Source organism: Burkholderia sp. AU6039 (assembly GCF_002223365.1).
Taxonomy (GTDB): Bacteria; Pseudomonadota; Gammaproteobacteria; order Burkholderiales; family Burkholderiaceae; genus Burkholderia.
Map to the genome: position 1 here is coordinate 1,785,348 of NZ_NKFK01000005.1, position 15,940 is coordinate 1,801,287.

Annotated in this window: 19 protein-coding genes and 1 riboswitch; of the genes, 7 read left to right on the forward strand and 12 right to left on the reverse strand. The window is 67.0% G+C overall.

Going from position 1 to position 15,940, the window contains the following annotated elements:
* Positions 1-87: 87 nt before the first annotated feature.
* From CFB39_RS25670 to CFB39_RS25685, 4 genes are all read right to left on the reverse strand, one after another.
* Complete coding sequence (locus CFB39_RS25670; RefSeq protein WP_089474941.1) at positions 88-864, reverse strand: glucose 1-dehydrogenase; 777 nt, start codon at positions 862-864, stop codon at positions 88-90.
* A gap of 109 nt (positions 865-973) precedes the next feature.
* Positions 974-1,729, reverse strand: coding sequence for an SDR family NAD(P)-dependent oxidoreductase (locus tag CFB39_RS25675; RefSeq protein ID WP_089427413.1), 756 nt, complete (start codon positions 1,727-1,729; stop codon positions 974-976).
* A 9-nt stretch (positions 1,730-1,738) separates the two neighbouring features.
* The gene (locus CFB39_RS25680) at positions 1,739-2,605 is read right to left on the reverse strand and encodes an SDR family NAD(P)-dependent oxidoreductase (protein WP_089474942.1); all 867 of its coding nucleotides are present in this window, start codon (positions 2,603-2,605) and stop codon (positions 1,739-1,741) included.
* 55 nt (positions 2,606-2,660) lie between these two features.
* On the reverse strand, positions 2,661-3,161 hold the full coding sequence (locus CFB39_RS25685; RefSeq protein WP_089475669.1) for a nuclear transport factor 2 family protein: 501 nt from the start codon (positions 3,159-3,161) through the stop codon (positions 2,661-2,663).
* A gap of 212 nt (positions 3,162-3,373) precedes the next feature.
* Here CFB39_RS25685 and CFB39_RS25690 point away from each other — a divergent pair, with 212 nt between their 5' ends.
* On the forward strand, positions 3,374-3,886 hold the full coding sequence (locus tag CFB39_RS25690; RefSeq protein WP_089474943.1) for a nuclear transport factor 2 family protein: 513 nt from the start codon (positions 3,374-3,376) through the stop codon (positions 3,884-3,886).
* A 51-nt stretch (positions 3,887-3,937) separates the two neighbouring features.
* Positions 3,938-4,654 carry an EthD domain-containing protein gene (locus tag CFB39_RS25695; RefSeq protein ID WP_089474944.1) on the forward strand — a complete coding sequence of 239 codons (717 nt, stop codon included), beginning with the start codon at positions 3,938-3,940 and terminating at the stop codon, positions 4,652-4,654.
* Positions 4,655-4,884: 230 nt separating this feature from the next.
* On the opposite strand, the gene CFB39_RS25700 is transcribed toward CFB39_RS25695, so the two are convergent.
* From CFB39_RS25700 to CFB39_RS40340, 3 genes are all read right to left on the reverse strand, one after another.
* On the reverse strand, positions 4,885-5,514 hold the full coding sequence (locus tag CFB39_RS25700) for a HEAT repeat domain-containing protein (protein WP_179257728.1): 630 nt from the start codon (positions 5,512-5,514) through the stop codon (positions 4,885-4,887).
* A 258-nt stretch (positions 5,515-5,772) separates the two neighbouring features.
* Positions 5,773-6,681 (reverse strand): alpha/beta hydrolase, encoded by a 909-nt coding sequence (locus CFB39_RS25705; RefSeq protein WP_089474946.1) that lies wholly within the window; start codon positions 6,679-6,681, stop codon positions 5,773-5,775.
* A gap of 53 nt (positions 6,682-6,734) precedes the next feature.
* Positions 6,735-7,448, reverse strand: a complete 714-nt coding sequence (locus CFB39_RS40340; protein ID WP_179257729.1) for a TetR/AcrR family transcriptional regulator — start codon at positions 7,446-7,448, stop codon at positions 6,735-6,737.
* 390 nt (positions 7,449-7,838) lie between these two features.
* Between CFB39_RS40340 and CFB39_RS25715 the strand changes: the two genes are divergently transcribed.
* From CFB39_RS25715 to CFB39_RS25730, 4 genes are all read left to right on the forward strand, one after another.
* Entirely contained in the window at positions 7,839-8,342 is a 504-nt protein-coding gene (locus tag CFB39_RS25715; protein ID WP_089474948.1) for a YbaK/prolyl-tRNA synthetase associated domain-containing protein, read from the forward strand.
* 63 nt (positions 8,343-8,405) lie between these two features.
* A complete protein-coding gene (locus tag CFB39_RS25720; protein ID WP_089474949.1) occupies positions 8,406-9,044 on the forward strand; it encodes a transcriptional regulator in 639 nt (212 codons plus the stop codon).
* A gap of 61 nt (positions 9,045-9,105) precedes the next feature.
* On the forward strand, positions 9,106-10,080 hold the full coding sequence (locus CFB39_RS25725; protein WP_089474950.1) for a threo-3-hydroxy-L-aspartate ammonia-lyase: 975 nt from the start codon (positions 9,106-9,108) through the stop codon (positions 10,078-10,080).
* A 117-nt stretch (positions 10,081-10,197) separates the two neighbouring features.
* Complete coding sequence (locus tag CFB39_RS25730; protein ID WP_089427404.1) at positions 10,198-10,446, forward strand: hypothetical protein; 249 nt, start codon at positions 10,198-10,200, stop codon at positions 10,444-10,446.
* Positions 10,447-10,480: 34 nt separating this feature from the next.
* Here CFB39_RS25730 and CFB39_RS25735 read toward each other — a convergent pair whose 3' ends face one another.
* From CFB39_RS25735 to CFB39_RS25755, 5 genes are read right to left on the reverse strand one after another with little or no spacing between them, the layout of a single operon-like run.
* Complete coding sequence (locus CFB39_RS25735) at positions 10,481-11,305, reverse strand: SDR family NAD(P)-dependent oxidoreductase (RefSeq protein ID WP_089474951.1); 825 nt, start codon at positions 11,303-11,305, stop codon at positions 10,481-10,483.
* 5 nt (positions 11,306-11,310) lie between these two features.
* Positions 11,311-12,186 (reverse strand): SDR family NAD(P)-dependent oxidoreductase, encoded by an 876-nt coding sequence (locus tag CFB39_RS25740; protein ID WP_089474952.1) that lies wholly within the window; start codon positions 12,184-12,186, stop codon positions 11,311-11,313.
* 31 nt (positions 12,187-12,217) lie between these two features.
* Positions 12,218-13,210 carry an NADP-dependent oxidoreductase gene (locus tag CFB39_RS25745; protein ID WP_089474953.1) on the reverse strand — a complete coding sequence of 331 codons (993 nt, stop codon included), beginning with the start codon at positions 13,208-13,210 and terminating at the stop codon, positions 12,218-12,220.
* A gap of 49 nt (positions 13,211-13,259) precedes the next feature.
* Positions 13,260-13,892, reverse strand: a complete 633-nt coding sequence (locus CFB39_RS25750) for a Dabb family protein (RefSeq protein ID WP_089474954.1) — start codon at positions 13,890-13,892, stop codon at positions 13,260-13,262.
* Complete coding sequence (locus CFB39_RS25755; RefSeq protein ID WP_089474955.1) at positions 13,882-14,226, reverse strand: hypothetical protein; 345 nt, start codon at positions 14,224-14,226, stop codon at positions 13,882-13,884. The genes CFB39_RS25750 and CFB39_RS25755 overlap by 11 nt, the downstream gene beginning before the upstream one ends.
* Positions 14,227-14,393: 167 nt before the next feature.
* On the opposite strand from CFB39_RS25755, the gene CFB39_RS25760 reads away from it, so the two are divergent.
* Positions 14,394-15,452 carry an AraC family transcriptional regulator gene (locus CFB39_RS25760; RefSeq protein ID WP_089474956.1) on the forward strand — a complete coding sequence of 353 codons (1,059 nt, stop codon included), beginning with the start codon at positions 14,394-14,396 and terminating at the stop codon, positions 15,450-15,452.
* An 89-nt stretch (positions 15,453-15,541) separates the two neighbouring features.
* Positions 15,542-15,735, forward strand: a riboswitch (cobalamin riboswitch).
* Positions 15,736-15,940: the final 205 nt, after the last annotated feature.

The window sequence follows — 15,940 nt, forward strand, 5'->3', positions numbered from 1 at the left end:
CGAATTCACGTTTTCGCTACTCAGGCAAACCCTGAATTAGGTTGCGTACACAAACATCTGACGTGAGCGTGCCGCAGGCGCCCCTGCTCAAAACGGCGCGCCGGGCAATCCGGGGTAATACGCGCCTGCGGCCATCCCGCCGTCGACGGCCAGTTCGGCGCCGTTGCAGTACGACGCTTCGTCGCTTGCGAGGAACAGCGTCGCGCGCGCGATTTCGTCGGGCAGACCGACGCGTTGCAGCGGCACGTTCGCATAGTGCTGGTTGATTTCCTCGAGCGGCGCGCCGGTCGGGTTCGACATCGCGGTGTTCACGCCGCCCGGATGAATCGAATTCACGCGCACGCCCTGATGGCCGAGTTCGAGCGCCGCGACCTTCGTCAGCCCGCGCACGCCCCACTTGCTCGACACGTACGCGGCCAGCGCGTTCACGCCGCGCAGCCCGTCCACCGACGAGATGTTGACGATCGACCCGCTTTTCTGCGCGATCATGCGCGGCGCGATGGTCCGGATGCCGACGAACGTCCCGACGAGGTTGATCGACACCGCGCGCTCGAAATCGCGTTTAGACAACTCCGTGATGCCGCCGAACGTCAGCACCGCTGCATTGTTGACCAGTACGTCGATCCGGCCGAACTGCTCCATCGTCGCTTCGGTCACGCGCACCCAGCTCGCTTCGTCGGCGACGTCGAGCCGCATGAAGCGCGCCGCGTCGCCGAGCGCGCGCGCGAGCGCTTCGCCTTCCGCCTCGAGCACGTCGCCGATCACGACGCGCGCGCCCTCCGCGACGAACAGCCTGCACGTTGCCGCGCCCATGCCACGCGCACCGCCCGTGACGATCGCTACCTTTCCTTCCAGTCGACCCATGTCGTCCTCGCTTCGATTCCGGTTTGCCGGTGGCCGCGCGCAGGCGTGCGCGTGCTCGCCGGTTCATGATTGGCACGCGGCAAGCACCGCGCGCCGTCGGCCCCCGCCGTCAGCCCCAGTAAGCCTGCCCGCCGTCGAGCGGCAGCGTCGCGCCCGTCAGGTAGGCGGCATCGCGGCTCGCCAGAAACACGATCGCGCGCCCGATGTCCTGCTCGCAGTCGCCGACGCGGCCGAGCGGAATCGTGCGGAAAAACGCCGCGGCTTCCTGCGGATTCGCGTCGACCCAGCCTTTCAGGCCCGGCGACAACGCGTGCGGCGCGACCGCGTTCACACGGATGCCGTCCACGCCCCATTCGCAGGCCGCCGCGCGCGTCAGCGCACGAATCGCCTCCTTGGTCGCCGCATACGCGCCGTAGCCGGACGCATCCCAGCGCACCGCGGCCGACGACGCGAAATTGACGATCACGCCGTCGCCCTTCAGATGCGGATGGCACGCGCGCATCATGCGCAGCGTCGCGATCGGCCCCGATTCGAGCCCCGCCAGGAAACTCGCGTCGGTCACGTCGAGCAGGCGGCCGAGCGGCACGACCTGCGCGTTGTTGATCAGGATCTGCACGCCACCGAACCGCGCGACGACGTTGTCGACGCATTGCTCGATCTGCGTCGCGTCCATCACGTCGCAGACGAACGGCTCGGCCACGCCGCCGCGTGCACGGATCGCCTCGCAGGTCGCGAGCAGCTTGTCGAGGGTGCGGCCGACCACCGCGACGTGCGCCCCTTCCGCCGCGAGCGCCTGCGCGACGCCCTGGCCGACGCCCTGCCCCGCGCCCGTCACGAGCGCGACCTTGCCTGTCAGGATGCCCATGCGTGCTCCTCAGGCGACGATCGCCGGATGCGCCTGCACGGGGCCGCCGAGCAGTTCGCGGTACGACGGCGGCTGCTTGCCGTCGAGATCGGCGATGCCGTACCGCAGCGCGGCTTCCGCGCCGACGAGCACCTGCCCCGACAGCGCCATGCGCTGCGGATCGCCGTGGATCGCGTGAATCACGCGGCCCGTGAATTCAGGGCTTTCCGCGACGAGCGAGAATTCCTTGTACAGATCCGGGTGTTCTTCCCACACGCGCGTCGTGCGCTCGGTGCGCAGCGGGCCCATCCAGATCGACACGGCCGCGACGTCGAACGGCTTCAGGTCGACGGCCATGTCCTTCGCGAACTTGTCGACGCCGGACTTCTGCGCGCCGTACGCCGCGCCGTGCATGTAGCAGCTCGCGCCGAACGACGACGTGAACGCGATCAGCCCGCTGCGGCGGCGCGCCATCAGCCGCGCCGCGTGCCAGCTCGCGACATAGGCCGAGCGCAGCCCGACATCGAGGATGTTGACGAGATCGAGCGACTTCTCCCAGAACGGGCCCGGCAGGATCAACTGATCGTGCAGGTAGGTCGCGTTGTTCACGAGGATGTCGAGCCGCCCGCTTTCGCGTTCGACACGCTCGAACAGCGCCTGCACCTGGGCGTCGTCCGCGTGGTCGCAGGCCACCGCGATTCCGCGGCCGCCGAGCGCATCGATCTCGCGCGCGGTTTCGTGGATCGTGCCGGGCAGCGGCGCATCGCCTTCGTTCTGCGAGCGGCCCGTCACATAAACGGTCATGCCGGCCGCGCCGAGCGCGCGCGCGATGCCCTTGCCCGCGCCGCGCGATGCGCCCGTCACGACGGCGACCGGCGCATCGTGGTTCTGTGTCATGTTCGATGTCTCCTGTGGAATGTGCTGGGCGCCACTTAAATGGCGTTCGCGTGCGTCAGGCGGCTGGCGGCTGCGTGCCGGCGAACAGTACGCCCGGCGCATCGCCTTCGTAGCGGGCCGACAGCGTCGACGTGACGACGCAGCGCGTGCCCGCGATCTTCCATTCGCCGTCGACCTTCCGGTATTCGTCGTCGTAGTACGCGCCGAGCTGCGTGAGCGTGCGCGCGTTCGTGTCGATCATCTGGTAGTGCAGGCCCCACGTGCCGCGTGCATGCGTCGCATCGAGCACATCGATCTCGGGATTCACGCCGTGGTGCATCTCGACGATGTGCGGATGGCAGCCGAGTTGCGCGAAGACGTCGACGAGCGCGTCGCGTGTATCGAACGTGCCGATCCGGCCGTAGTCGATCTGCACGGGGCCGGGCGCGAAGCAGTCGCGCATCCCTTCCGGATCCTTGCGGTCGCAGCAGGTGAAGTAGCGCGCCTTCAGCCGGCGGATTGCGTCGGCGTCCTCGAGCCGGCGCACGCGCGCTTCCAGCGATTCGATGAGGGTCATCCTGTCTCCTTGTTCGGTGCCGGCGCGGTTCGAAGGCCGCGTCGATGCCACGTTACCGCCGCGCGATGCATCGGCCATCACCCGTTCGGATGAAATCCGCGATTCGTTTCGACAGCGCTGTTTGCGCGTGTCCGCAGCATTCGTCCGAACAGACGATGTGATGCAGGCGGCTTCGTTCCTACCATCGAACGACACCACCACGAGACCCGGCGATGGACGACACGACCCGCACGCTCCATGAGTACGAGCAGATCCGACAGTTGAAGTACCGGTATTTCCGCGCGGTCGACACGCACGACTGGGCGCTGCTTGCCGACTGCCTGACCGACGACTGCGAGGCGCGGCTGTATGGCGGCCGCTATGCGTACGATGGCCGCGACGCGTTCGTGTCGAGCCTGCGCGCGCTGATCGGCAAGCCGACCTTCCTGACGATGCATCACGGCCATCACCCCGAGCTCACGCTGGTCTCGGCCGATCACGCGTGCGGCGTGTGGTTTCTCGAGGATCACGCGATCAATCTTGAGGATAACTACCTGCTGCACGGCACCGCGTTCTACGACGACCAGTACGTGAAACGCGATGGCGTGTGGCGCATTCACGCGATGCGTCACGAGCGGCTGTTCGAAACCGTTACGTCGCCGATTCCGCCGTCGTTCACGCTGACCGCGAACCGGTTCGCGCTGGGCGCGCACCAGGCGGCCGGATCGCCTGAAACCGCTTCCTGAATCCCGGCGGCAATGCCGCCGATCCTGTCATTCCCCTCTGGAGCCGGAGCAATGGAGAAAATCATTTATGTGTTGTGGCGCGATACGCAGGCCGCGCCCGATCAGTGGAGCCGCACGGTGCGCGCGCAGCTCGCCGACAAGCTGCTGTCGCTCGGGGCGCACGGCGTGCAGGTGAACGTCGCCGATGCGGATGTCGCGCCGGCCGCCGGCTTGAAGCAGACCAACACGCATCCTGGCATCGACGGGATCGTCGCGGTGTGGGTCGATAGCGCGAATGCGATGTTCCGTCAGCCGTTCGACGACGCGGTGCGCGCCGTGGTCCCGCACATGGCGGCGTATCTCGTTACCGAGTCGCAGCCGATTCCAAATACGCGCTATCCGGCGCGGCCGGGCGAGCGGACGACGGGTTTTTCGCAGCTCGCGTTTCTGAAGCGTCCGCCGCGGCTGACGCATGAAGCGTGGCTCGATGTGTGGCACGGGCATCACACGCGCGTCGCGATCGATACGCAGGATAACTTCCTGTACGTGCAGAACGTCGTCGTGCGGGCGCTCACGCATGCGGCGCCGGGGTACGACGCGATCGTGGAGGAATGCTTCCCCGCTGCGGCGATGACCGATCCGCATGCGTTCTTCGATGCAGTCGGCGATGACGAGAAGTTTCAGCGGAATGTGGCGGAGATGATGGACAGCTGTGGGCGCTTCATCGATTTCGACAAGATCGACGTGGTGCCGACGAGTCAGTATGTGGTGAAGGCGGTGCGGGGGTAAGCTGGAGTAATCGCACGGTGCGGTCGCCCTATTCCCGATTGACTGCCGTGTTCCATTTTGAGCCGGAGGAGCGTCGCCAACACACAACGGCTCGCTCCAATCGATAGTTGAACGTGGGGCACTGCGGCGAAAGCCTGAATGCTGGCAGTACTACCGGACGCGGACGGATTCGGGTGCCCGCCGCAATAGATGACCACATCGTTTCGCAACGTTCATTGAATCGCCTGTCGTTACCGTCGAGGAGGAGCAGATCCATCGGCGGCGTCCACGACAGGCTGGCCGTCACGTGCCTGGATCGCTTCTATCGCCGCCTGAGCCGAAATCTTCACATCGCGCTTGCGCGACTTTAGATTCTGCGTGATGGCAGGCAACGCTTTGCACGTGCCAATCCGGTTGAGCGTGGATTGACAGTAGATGACGTCATAGGGATCTGAAGTGGTCGCGAGAATCTCCAGCAACTCGTCTTCAGCCTGGGGGTTTGCGCAACCATTGAGTGACCGTATCGCGGAATGCCTCACGAGCCAGCGCTTGTCCTTGAGAAGTGGAAACAGGGGCCGGACATCGACGCCTCCCGGCTTCGGGATGTCAGCAAGCCGATCAAGGAGACTTGCCAGCGCATACTTGTCAGGCTCTCTGGACGAGTATTCGATCAGGCGTACCGCGCACTCGCCGCTGAGACAGTTCTTTCCGATCTTGCCGATGATGAAGTACGCTGCAGACCGCTGCTCCTTTTTGGGCTTCTGGCCGAGGAATACATCGAGTTCATCAACCAGAGACATGTCGCCAAGCAGTTCCGCTTCGCGATGTGCCTGCCAAGAGATGGAATCGTCCGAGCTAACGAAGTCCTGACGATCTGTCATCCGTTGAATTAGCTCGAGTAGCGCTTGTCGCATCACCGCACCCTTCGAAAAGAAATGACGACTCTAACAGCTTGGCCGTATCAACGAACCCATGAGCCGGTCGGTGCAGGAATGGTCACCGATCTGTGCATCTGACGCGAGTGACCGGCACGGGCCGATGCGGTCACGCTCGCTTCCCGACAGCAGACGCTCGCCGCCATCCGGCGGCTGCCAGCCCGCTACAGGCTGCCCCGACAATCGCACCGTATTCGACCGAGATTAGCGCCGACTCACTGCAAATCTGTGCACGAACGCCGATACTGCCTCCACGACACCGTCCGCCAGTGGCAGATCCGGGTTCGAATAAGCAGCGAGGTTTTCGTGCAGATCCGCCGTGCGGACCGTTTTGAGAACGTGATTGGCGTCGGCGATCAGTGCCATTTCGGCCTGCGGATTTGCTCGCTGTAACAGTTCCGCGTCCTGCACGGCAACCTGGATATCCCGCGCGCCTTGCACGATCAGCACGGGCTTCATGTAATCGGCCAGCAGTGCTGCCGGGTCGATGGTCAATTCGCTCATCAGGAAGCGCTGGACTTGCGGCCTGAACGACGGCATGAGTACTGGATCGATGCTGGCTGCGTCTACCCGATCCCCCGCTTCCAGGGAATCGAGGATCGACATTGCATTGTCCAGGATCGGCGCATTTGCAGGGTTCGATTGCAGTTGCTGCCGCAATACGGGCCCGAGCGGACGCCCCGCCGCGGCAATCAAGATCAGGCCGGCAATGTCGGCCGATTGCCGCGCCGCCAGCAACGCCACCAAGCCGCCCTCGCTGTGCCCCAACACCCATACGCTGGAAACACCTGCCCGCGCACGGATGGCGGCTACCCACGAATGGACGTCCGCCGCGTAGTCGTCGATCACGACATCATTGGCATCCGGTATCGCCGACGCGCTGCCGTACATGCCGCGCTTGTCGATTCGTACCGACGCGATACCTTCTTCGCACAAACCTTCCGCGAGCAACCGGTACGTCGACGCCTGAAGCCAGCTCGACGCGTTGCCATTTCTGTCGGTCGCGCCGGAGCCCGGCACGATCAGCACCACCGGCATATCGCCGGTGTCCGGGGACAACAGCGTGCCCTTCAACGGACCGGCAGGGCCCGGCGCTTCGATTTCCGTCTGCATGGATTAAAAGCCCCCTGGCAATGAGCTACCGACAATCGCTCCAACAGTGCAGCTCACGGCGCCTTGGCCAAAGCCAGAATGGCCGTCACCGCATCGTCCTCGATTCCCTTGATATCCGACGGGAACCGATTCCTTTGCGGTATCAACACGATAAGCCCCTCGATCTGCGCCGTCACGAGCGCCGCGCGCCGGATGCGTACCGCTTGCGGCAGCGCCGGGTTCACGGCTTCAATGAGGCCGGCGATCACGCCGCGTTGAAATTCATACCCCTCCTCGAGCATCTTCCGCGCGAACTCCTGCGTTTGGGCCAGCGCCCAGAAGTTCACGAACAGGCTTTGGGTCTTGGGCTGCTTTCCGTCTTCGAGCAACAGCCGGACCACTTTCTCCAGACGGCCCTCGGGTGTCAGCGACGTGTCCGCGCGCACGCCGTCGTATGTATTGGCGTATGCCTCCCTCGTCACGGCAAGGATCGCCTCGAAGATGTCTTCGCGCGTGGGAAAGTAGTGCTGCAGGTTCGACAGCGCCAATCCCGCCTTGGCCGCGACCTTCCGCATGGTCAGCCCGCCGTAGCCTTCGTCCACGAAGATCTCGATCGCACTGGCCATAATCTTGTTCACCGCGTTCTTGCCGCGTTCGGTCAAGACGCGTCCGTTATCGAGAGCCGCCCTCTTCAAGAATTCCTCCTGCTGCCCCGTGAGCGCATGCTCGGGGCGATGGTGCTGATGGCGCGTCGGCGCCGCTGATGCCCGGTCGCAGACCACACGCACCGTATCCGCTCCATGCACGGGGAGTGGTGATATAGGTTGGTCGACCGGATTTTGCAAAACATCGGTGCCTGACTCGGGGTCGTGTCGGTTCCACTGCCGGGACCGAAAGGCCGAACCTGACGGCGACATTCTACGCAGGATTGAAACTCCGCGGAGAGGCACCGACGTCGCTTGACGAGCGTACACATGACTTGTTCGATACCCGTCACAAAATGGGTCGAGCGACACATTCTCGTCGATGCGCCTGCACGTCCTTGACTCCCCGCGCTCCCGTCCCTTTGCCACCCCCATGACAAAACATCTATACTTGGACAATCCATCGACCGGCACGCCGAAGCATACGAACCCGAGCGCGCCCCCGATTCCCCGGCCCAATTTGCCCGGAGCGACATGAGCGACTACCCCGTTTTCGACACGCTTTGCGATCTGCTGAACACGTCCGGCGCGCGGTTCCGTGTGCTGGCGCATCCGGCCGAAGGAAAATCCGACGCCATCGCCGCGCTGCGCGGCACGCGCCCCGAACAGGGCGCGAAGGCGATGCTCTGCACGTTCAAGGATGGCGGCGACACCACCGCGCTCGCGGTGATTCCCGGCCACCTGAAGATCGATTTCCGCAAGGTCGCCGATGCGGTCGGCCGCCGCAAGGCCACCCTCGCGTCGCCCGACCTCGCGGCCACCGTCACGCGCTGCGTGATGGGCGCCGTGCCGCCGTTCGTGTTCGACGCCAGTGTGACCCTCGTCGTCGATCCCGCCCTGGTCGAACGCAACACCGAGATCGCTTTCAACGCGGGCCGCCTCGACCGCTCCGTCGTGCTCGACGCGGCCGACTACGTGCGGATCGCGCAGCCGCTGCTCGCCGACATCACCCGGCCGGAAGCGGCGGACGGCGAGTAACACGCCGGTCGCCCCTTCCCCCGCAGCCGTCGCATCGATCCGAAACCTGACCGCGAAACCATCATGACCCCCACCCGGAAACCCGTGCCGTCCGAGCAGGCGTCGCTGATCGAACAGGTGCAGCGCATTGCCGAAGGGCTCGGCGCGATGTTCGCGCCGTTCACCGAGGTCGTGGTTCACGACCTGCGCACGCCGAAGCACGCGATCCTCGCGATCCACAACAACCTGTCGGGGCGCGCAGTCGGCGATCCCGCGACCGAGCTCGGCCTCGCCCGCATCGCGGACGACGATTTCCCGCCCGTGCTCGCGAACTACCCGAACCGCTTCGCCGACGGCCGCACCGCGAAAAGCACGTCGATCGGCATCAAGGATTCGAGCGGCCGCTATGTGGCCGCGCTGTGCCTGAATGCCGACGTCACGCTGTTCCGCGGCTTCCAGGGCATGCTGAACCAGTTCTGCAGCACGGAAGGCGAAGCCGTCGCGGAAACGCTCGATCCGGCCGGCGCGGATGCGATCCGCCAACGCATCGACGCATTCGCGATGCGCCTCGCGACGACGCCGCGCGAACTGAAGACCGACCAGCGCCGCGAGCTGATGCAGACGCTGAAGGCCGACGGTTTCCTCGAAGTGCGCCGCGCGATGGAGATCGTCTCGCAACATCTCGGCGTCTCGCGCGCGACCGTCTACAACGATGCGAAATGACGCAAGCGCGTGACACGCGCGGCTTTCCTGCTGAACGATTTCAACGACCACCTGGCAATCCATGAACGCTCCGACTCTCCCCACCTACGACGACGTTGCCGCCGCCGCGGCCCGGCTCGAAGGCCATGCGCACCGCACACCGGTGATGACCTCACGGACGATCGACGAAGCGCTCGGCGCGCAAGTGTTCTTCAAGTGCGAGAACCTGCAGCGCATGGGCGCATTCAAGTTCCGCGGCGCGTTCAACGCGCTGTCGCGCTTCGACGCGGAGCAGCGTCGCAACGGCGTCGTCGCGTTCTCGTCCGGCAACCACGCGCAGGCGATCGCGCTGTCGGCGCGCATGCTCGGCATTCCCGCGACGATCGTGATGCCGCAGGATGCGCCGGCCGCGAAGATGGCCGCGACGCGCGGCTACGGCGGCAAGGTCGTGACCTACGACCGCTACACCGAGGATCGCGAACAGATCGGGCGCGATCTCGCGGCACAGCATGGGCTCACGCTGATCCCGCCCTACGACCACCCGGACGTGATCGCCGGCCAGGGCACGGCAGCCAAGGAACTGTTCGACGAAGTCGGCCCGCTCGATGCGGTATTCACGCCGCTCGGCGGCGGCGGCCTGCTGTCGGGCACCGCGCTCGCCACGCGCGCGCTGTCGCCGCACGCGACGCTGTACGGCGTCGAGCCGGAAGCCGGCAACGACGGCCAGCAATCGTTCCGGTCCGGCGCGATCGTGCATATCGACACGCCGCGCACGATCGCCGACGGGGCGCAGACGCAGCACCTCGGCAACCTGACGTTCCCGATCATCCGGCGCGACGTCGACGACATCCTGACCGCGACGGACGCGGAACTGATCGACTGCATGCGCTTCTTCGCCACGCGTATGAAGATGGTGGTCGAGCCGACCGGCTGCCTGTCGTTCGCCGCGGTGCGACGGATGAAGGACGCGCTGCAGGGCAAGCGCGTGGGCATCGTGATCAGCGGCGGCAACGTCGATCTCGAGAACTTCTGCGCGCTGGTGTCGGCGCCGGCATGAACGTCGCGGCGCGCATGAACATTCCGTCATCCGCGCCGCATCATTCCTTCACGTCGCGTTAAGTTTCGCGCCCTAGACTGATGATGTTGTCCCGCAGTCAGTCGTGAAGGAGCCACCATGAAATCGCACGCGATCGTCGCCGCCGCCCTGGCGGCTGCTTCCCTTTCGGCGTTCGCTCAACCGGGCGTGACGTCATCCGGTTTCCCCGCCGCGTCGCCGCACGACGCCGTCGCGCAAGCGACGCACCGCTCGCCCGGCGCGTTGCCGCACGCCGGCTTCGTGCTCGCGAAGATCGATCAGAACAATACGCCGCCCGATCGCGGCGGCGACCCGAGCGGCCGTTCGCACTCCGGCATGCGCATGTGACGGCACGCGCCGGGCGCTGTGCCGCGCCCGGCCGTCAGAACGCAGGCAGCGACGGATCGCGTGACGCGAGGATGTCGTCGGTGCGCCGCTGCAGCGCGCCGTCGATCGTCTCCGGTTGCGGAATCAGCCAGTAGCGCCCGTCCCGGATGCCGTCGAACACCCGCGCGGCGAACGCGTCGGGCGTGAGACCGTGCGCGTTCAGCATCGCGCGCATCGTGTCGACGAAGCCACGCACCTCCGGCCGGTCGTGCACCGCGCCGAACGGGTCGTTGAAGATGCCCGACTGCACGGGGCCCGGCGCAAGCAACGACACGCCGACCGGTGCGCCCAACATCTTCAGTTCTCCATACAGCGATTCCGTCAGCGCGACCACCGCGAATTTCGTTGCCGAGTAAGGTGACATCAGCGGGCTCGGCAGGAACCCGCCGACCGACGCGGTATTCACGACGCGCGCCGGCACGTTGCGCTCGAGCATCCGCGGCACGAAGCTGCGGATGCCGTTCAGCACGCCGTGCACGTTGATCGCGAAGCTGCGCTCGAAGCGTTCCGGCGTGATTTCCCAGCTAAAGCCGGTCGCCATCACGCCCGCGTTGTTGAACAGCAGGTCGACGCCGCCGAAGCGCTGCCACGCCGCTTCCGCCAGCGCGTCGACGGCTTCCGGCCGGCTGACGTCGGTCGGCACGCACAGGACGTCGGTGTCGAGCGTCGCGGCGAAGGCGTCGAGCTTCGCCGGGTCGAGATCGGCCAGCACGACGCGCATGCCGAGCCCGGCGGCGTGGCGTGCGAGCCCGCTGCCGATGCCGCTGGCCGCGCCGGTGATCACGGCGGTGCCGCCGTCGAAGCGAATCGAGTTCGTCATGTCAATCAAAGTCCTGTCGGGTCGATGTGGGGATGCGCATACGCGGGAACCACCGGCGGCGGCAGCACCGTGCGGCCGTCGAGCGAGCGCACCGCGAGTTGCTGCGCGAGCGGGAAATGCAGGCTGTGCGTGACGAGGCCCGTGCGTTCGCGCGCCGGCAGGCGGCACAGCGCGAGCGCGGTCTCGGCGAGATACGCGACGTCCTCGGTCGGATAGCCTTCGGGGATGTAGCGCGCGGCACCGGGCGTGCGGATCGCCGTGCTCGGCGCGACCAGATTCACCGCGATGCCGTCGGCTTCGAGTTCGGCCGCGAGCCCCTGCGTGAAGCGCGACAGCGCCGCCTTCACCGCCGCATAGACGGTCGCGCCGCCCGCGCGCGAGAAATCGTCGAACGGCCGCAGCGGCGGCAGCGCCGTCACCGAGCCGACGTTGACGATCCAGCCGGCGCCGCGGGCGCGCATCAGCGGGATCGCGGCCTGCGCCAGCGCGAACGGAATCCGCAGATAGTGTTCGATCGTCGTGTCGAACATCGTCATCGGCATCGCGTCGACGCACGCGTAGTCGGCCACGCCCGCGTTGTTGACGAGGATGTCGAGGCCGCCGGCGGCTTGCGCCGCGCGCCCGACGAGCGCGTCGCGCTCGGCCGCGTTCGACAGGTCGGCCGCCAGCGCAATCGCGCGGCCGCCGGCCTGCTCGATCAGCGCAACCGTTTCGGCGAGCGTGCCGGCGATCGTCGCCGATTGCGTGAGGCTGCGCGCCGTCACGACGACGGTCGCGCCTTCGGACGCGAGGCGCTGCGCGATCGCACGGCCAATGCCGCGGCTGGCGCCCGTCACGAGCGCGCACTTGCCGGCCAGTACGCCGGTTCGGGTATCGGTCATCGTTGTCTCCTGTAAGGGGCGTGCGGGCCGCTCAGCGGGCGATATCCGCAACATGAAGCACCAGCTTCGTTTTCGCCTCGCCCGTTTGAACGAGATCGAGTGCGCGGGCCGCCTGTTCGAGCGGGAAACGGTCGAAGCGCGGCACGCGCAGCGCGCGCTTTTCCAGTTGCGCGGCGATCCGGCCGAGCGTGCCGCCGCTCGGCATCCGGCTGTAGGTCATCGCGGTGCGCAGGCCGCGTCGTGCGGCAACGGCGGCCGTCGCGGCAAGCCGCTCCGCATCGCCGGCCGCGAGCGTCATGATGTTCACCAGCGTGCCGCCCGGCGCCAGCAGGTCGAGCGCATCGGGCAACGAGTCGCCGCCGACCGCGTCGAGCACGAGGTCGACACCACCGGGCGCCCAGGCGTGCAGCGCCGCGGCGATGTCCTGCGCGCGATAGTCGATGCTCGCCGCCGCCCCCAGCGATTCGACCGTCTCGCGGTTGCGCGCCGAACACGTTGCCGCGACGCGCGCGCCGGCCTGCACGGCAAGCTGGATCGCGAACGTGCCGACCGCGCCCGCGCCGCCGTGCACCAGCACGGTCTGGCCCGCCTTCAGCCCGCCGTCGTCGAACAGGCCGGCCCATGCCGCGAGCGCGGGCGTCGGCACCGTGGCGGCTTCCGCCAGGCTCACCGCGTCGGGCACGCGCACGACCGAGTCGTGACGCACCGCGACGTATTCCGCATACGCACCCCAGCGCCCCGCGCCGACGTCGGTCTGCGCGAACACGCGCATGCCGGGCTCGAACCCGTCGACGCCGTCGCCGACCGCTTCGACCACGCCCGCCGCGTCGAAGCCGATCACGAACGGAAACGTGTATTGCATGAAGGCGCCGAGGTAGCCTTCGCGGCATTTCCAGTCGGCGGGATTGACGCCCGCGTAGGCCACGCGGATCAGCACGTCGCCGGGGCCCGGCGTCGGGGCCGGCACGTCGGCCATTCGCAAGGTGTCGGAATGACCGACGCGGTCGATCAACAGGGCTCGCATCTTCGTGTCTCCAGGGTTGGTTTGATGTCAGCTCGATGTGGGCTGCGCGTCACGCCGCCGTATCCGCCAGCAGGCTCGACGCGAGCGAACAGAACGCATGCGAGATCGCATCGACCGTCCAGTCGGGGCTTTCGGCGTCGAACCGGCGGTCGACCCAGCCCCAGTGATACGGATGCATCAGGTATTCGCCGAGCAGATCGCCGACGTGCGCGAATTCCTGCTGCCACACGTGCGTCCATCCACCGGGCGTTTCGATCCGGCTCAGCCGCCAGTTGCGGATGCCGGGCATGAACACGGGCATCTGCAGCAGTTCACGTTCGAGCGCGGCGATCCGCGCTGTGCTGGCCTGCGGCCGCACGCGCAGCATCAGCGTGCGCCAGACGCCGTCGCGCAACACCGGTTCGCGCAGGCCGCCGCCGATCGCGCGGCATTGAGCGCCATCGATGCGCTCGATACCCGGCAATTGAGCCAGCACCACGAAATCCGCCGTGCCGTCGGCCGCCGAATCGTCGCGCAACACGTCGAGCGTGTAGTCGCCCGCGCCCCAGCTGCCGTCCAGATTGCGTGCCAATGCCACGCGTTTCGTGCCAGCCCGCGCGTGCGCGGCTTCGTGCAATGCATGCTCGATCGCGCCCGCATCGCAATCCGTGGACACGAATACCTGTGCCGTGTCATGCCGCATGATCGACCTCCGTCAGCGCAGGCAGCGGCGCATCGGCGTCCGTCATCACATGGCGGCGGCGCAGGTCGCACAGCGCATCGACCGCCATCCAGAATCCGACCACGCCGGCATCCGTCAACGCACGCATCCGGTAATAGGCCGGTGCGTCGGCCACGTGCCAGGTCAGCCACAGCGTGCTCGGCTGCCCCGGCACCGCGACGGGCGGTGATACCCAACGGCCGGTCGCGGTCAGCCCACGCGCCGCGTGGCCCGGCAGGTAACGGTCGCGCAGCAGTGCAAGCACGTCGGGAATGCGCTCGGGCGCGAGCGTGATTTCGTCTACGATCTGGATCATTCGCGTGTCGTCCGTGGTCGTTCGTGACAGGGATGCGCAGCCGGCCTACGCCGTTCCGGCGAGGCCGAACGCGGTCGGCGTGGATAGCATTCTTGCGTGGTGACGATTCACAGACCCCTACCGGCCCGCTCACCGCCCCCTGTCGCAACGATCAGATCGGGAAACTCATGAAACAGCGCGCCATCCCGGCCCTCGGCCGCGTCCTGCCGGGCCTCGGCGCGCGCCTGCTGAGCGAACTCACGCGCAGCGGCGCGCCACCGGCCGACCGCGATGCGCAGCCGCCGCCACCGGCAGCGACGCCGGGCGATTTCATCGCGCTGTACCGCGACGCGATCGAACGCCTCGAGGCGCAGGTCGCGCGCGGCGACGGCCACCCGCCGATGCGCAAGCGCGAAGTCGACCTGATGTGCCGCTGCCTGCTGAGCTGCGCGACGCTGGCCGACGCGATCCGCTGCGCGCGCGAATTCGGCGAGATGCTGACCCCGCGCGCCGGCGCGCTGTCGCTCACCGTGCGTGACGGGCGCGCGACGTTCCGGATGGATTCGCTACGCCGCACACGCAGCCCGGCCGCGTGCCTCGTCGACCTGACGGGGTTGTTCTGCTATCTGCAGCTGTTCGGCTGGCTGATCGGGCAGCCGCTGCGGCCGACCGACGTATGGCTCGGCCATCCGCGCCGCGACGACGCGATGCCGTTGCTCGGGTTGTTCAATGCGCCGGTCGAGGTGGGCCGCAAGAGCTACGGCTTCGCATTCGATCCGGCGCGGCTCGAATGCCGTGTGGTGCGGCAGCCAGCCGAACTCGACGCGTTTCTCGTCGATTTTCCGTTTCGCCTGATCGATGCGGCGCCGGCCGTCGTGTCATGGGCGCAGCAGGTGCGCGGTTTTCTCGACGCGGCGCTCGCGCACGAGCAGGCGTTGCCGGCACTCGCCGAGCTGGCCGTGTGGCTGGGCGTCAGCGAGGCGACGTTGCGGCGGCGGCTGGTGGCCGAAGGCAGCGGCTATCACGTGCTGCGGGAGCAATGCCTCTCCGAGGCCGCGCGCCGCTGCCTGCGCGAGTCGGACTGGCCGGTCGCACGGATCGCCGCGCATCTCGGGTTCGGCGGCGAGGAAGCCTTCCGCCGAGCGTTCGTCAGGTGGACGGGTGTCGCCCCGAGCCGGTTCCGGCGCGATTGCATGGCAGCAAACCGCGCCGTTTCGTCAGACATGAAACGCGCGATCGACGCATGAAAGAAAGAATTTCGAAAGTTTTTGCGCATCGATGACGTTTTTTCGCATCCGGGGGCTGCCCGACAATTGACGCGTCGGAGTACACGCCATTACCCTTGCGCGCTGATGGTTCCCAGGGATGGGATCAAAAGGGAACGCAGGAGAGGCAGCGCCTCGAATCTGCGGCTGCCCCCGCAACTGTGAGCGGCGAATCCGTGCCACTGCATGCCACTGGGAAACCGGGAAGGCCGGCACGAATCAGGACCCGCGAGCCAGGAGACCTGCCATCGACCCGAGGTCCAAGCAGCCGCACCGGGCGGGGTGTCCCGATGCGCCAACACCGCCTTTGGCGGTGCCCGTTGCATGGACGGCCCGACCTCAGGATCCGCCCGATGTCCACTGTTACCGCATCCGCTTCCTCACCGGAAGCGTCGCGCCGGCACACCGCCGGCATGCACGGCCCGCCTGCTCGCGCGCGCCGTTCTCTATCGATCGCGTCCGCCGGCATG

What these genes read in the sequence shown, in the direction of transcription:
- CFB39_RS25685 (WP_089475669.1), bottom strand. Translation starts at nt 3,161, where the DNA reads ATGACCCTCATCGAATCGCTGGAAGCGCGCGTGCGCCGGCTCGAGGAC.
- CFB39_RS25725 (WP_089474950.1), top strand. Translation starts at nt 9,106, where the DNA reads ATGAACGCTCCGACTCTCCCCACCTACGACGACGTTGCCGCCGCCGCG.
- CFB39_RS25700 (WP_179257728.1), bottom strand. Translation starts at nt 5,514, where the DNA reads ATGACAGATCGTCAGGACTTCGTTAGCTCGGACGATTCCATCTCTTGG.
- CFB39_RS25680 (WP_089474942.1), bottom strand. Translation starts at nt 2,605, where the DNA reads ATGACACAGAACCACGATGCGCCGGTCGCCGTCGTGACGGGCGCATCG.
- CFB39_RS25715 (WP_089474948.1), top strand. Translation starts at nt 7,839, where the DNA reads ATGAGCGACTACCCCGTTTTCGACACGCTTTGCGATCTGCTGAACACG.
- CFB39_RS25730 (WP_089427404.1), top strand. Translation starts at nt 10,198, where the DNA reads ATGAAATCGCACGCGATCGTCGCCGCCGCCCTGGCGGCTGCTTCCCTT.
- CFB39_RS25750 (WP_089474954.1), bottom strand. Translation starts at nt 13,892, where the DNA reads ATGCGGCATGACACGGCACAGGTATTCGTGTCCACGGATTGCGATGCG.
- CFB39_RS25675 (WP_089427413.1), bottom strand. Translation starts at nt 1,729, where the DNA reads ATGGGCATCCTGACAGGCAAGGTCGCGCTCGTGACGGGCGCGGGGCAG.
- CFB39_RS25670 (WP_089474941.1), bottom strand. Translation starts at nt 864, where the DNA reads ATGGGTCGACTGGAAGGAAAGGTAGCGATCGTCACGGGCGGTGCGCGT.
- CFB39_RS25745 (WP_089474953.1), bottom strand. Translation starts at nt 13,210, where the DNA reads ATGCGAGCCCTGTTGATCGACCGCGTCGGTCATTCCGACACCTTGCGA.
- CFB39_RS25740 (WP_089474952.1), bottom strand. Translation starts at nt 12,186, where the DNA reads ATGACCGATACCCGAACCGGCGTACTGGCCGGCAAGTGCGCGCTCGTG.
- CFB39_RS25760 (WP_089474956.1), top strand. Translation starts at nt 14,394, where the DNA reads ATGAAACAGCGCGCCATCCCGGCCCTCGGCCGCGTCCTGCCGGGCCTC.
- CFB39_RS25695 (WP_089474944.1), top strand. Translation starts at nt 3,938, where the DNA reads ATGGAGAAAATCATTTATGTGTTGTGGCGCGATACGCAGGCCGCGCCC.
- CFB39_RS25690 (WP_089474943.1), top strand. Translation starts at nt 3,374, where the DNA reads ATGGACGACACGACCCGCACGCTCCATGAGTACGAGCAGATCCGACAG.
- CFB39_RS25705 (WP_089474946.1), bottom strand. Translation starts at nt 6,681, where the DNA reads ATGCAGACGGAAATCGAAGCGCCGGGCCCTGCCGGTCCGTTGAAGGGC.
- CFB39_RS25755 (WP_089474955.1), bottom strand. Translation starts at nt 14,226, where the DNA reads ATGATCCAGATCGTAGACGAAATCACGCTCGCGCCCGAGCGCATTCCC.
- CFB39_RS25735 (WP_089474951.1), bottom strand. Translation starts at nt 11,305, where the DNA reads ATGACGAACTCGATTCGCTTCGACGGCGGCACCGCCGTGATCACCGGC.
- CFB39_RS25720 (WP_089474949.1), top strand. Translation starts at nt 8,406, where the DNA reads ATGACCCCCACCCGGAAACCCGTGCCGTCCGAGCAGGCGTCGCTGATC.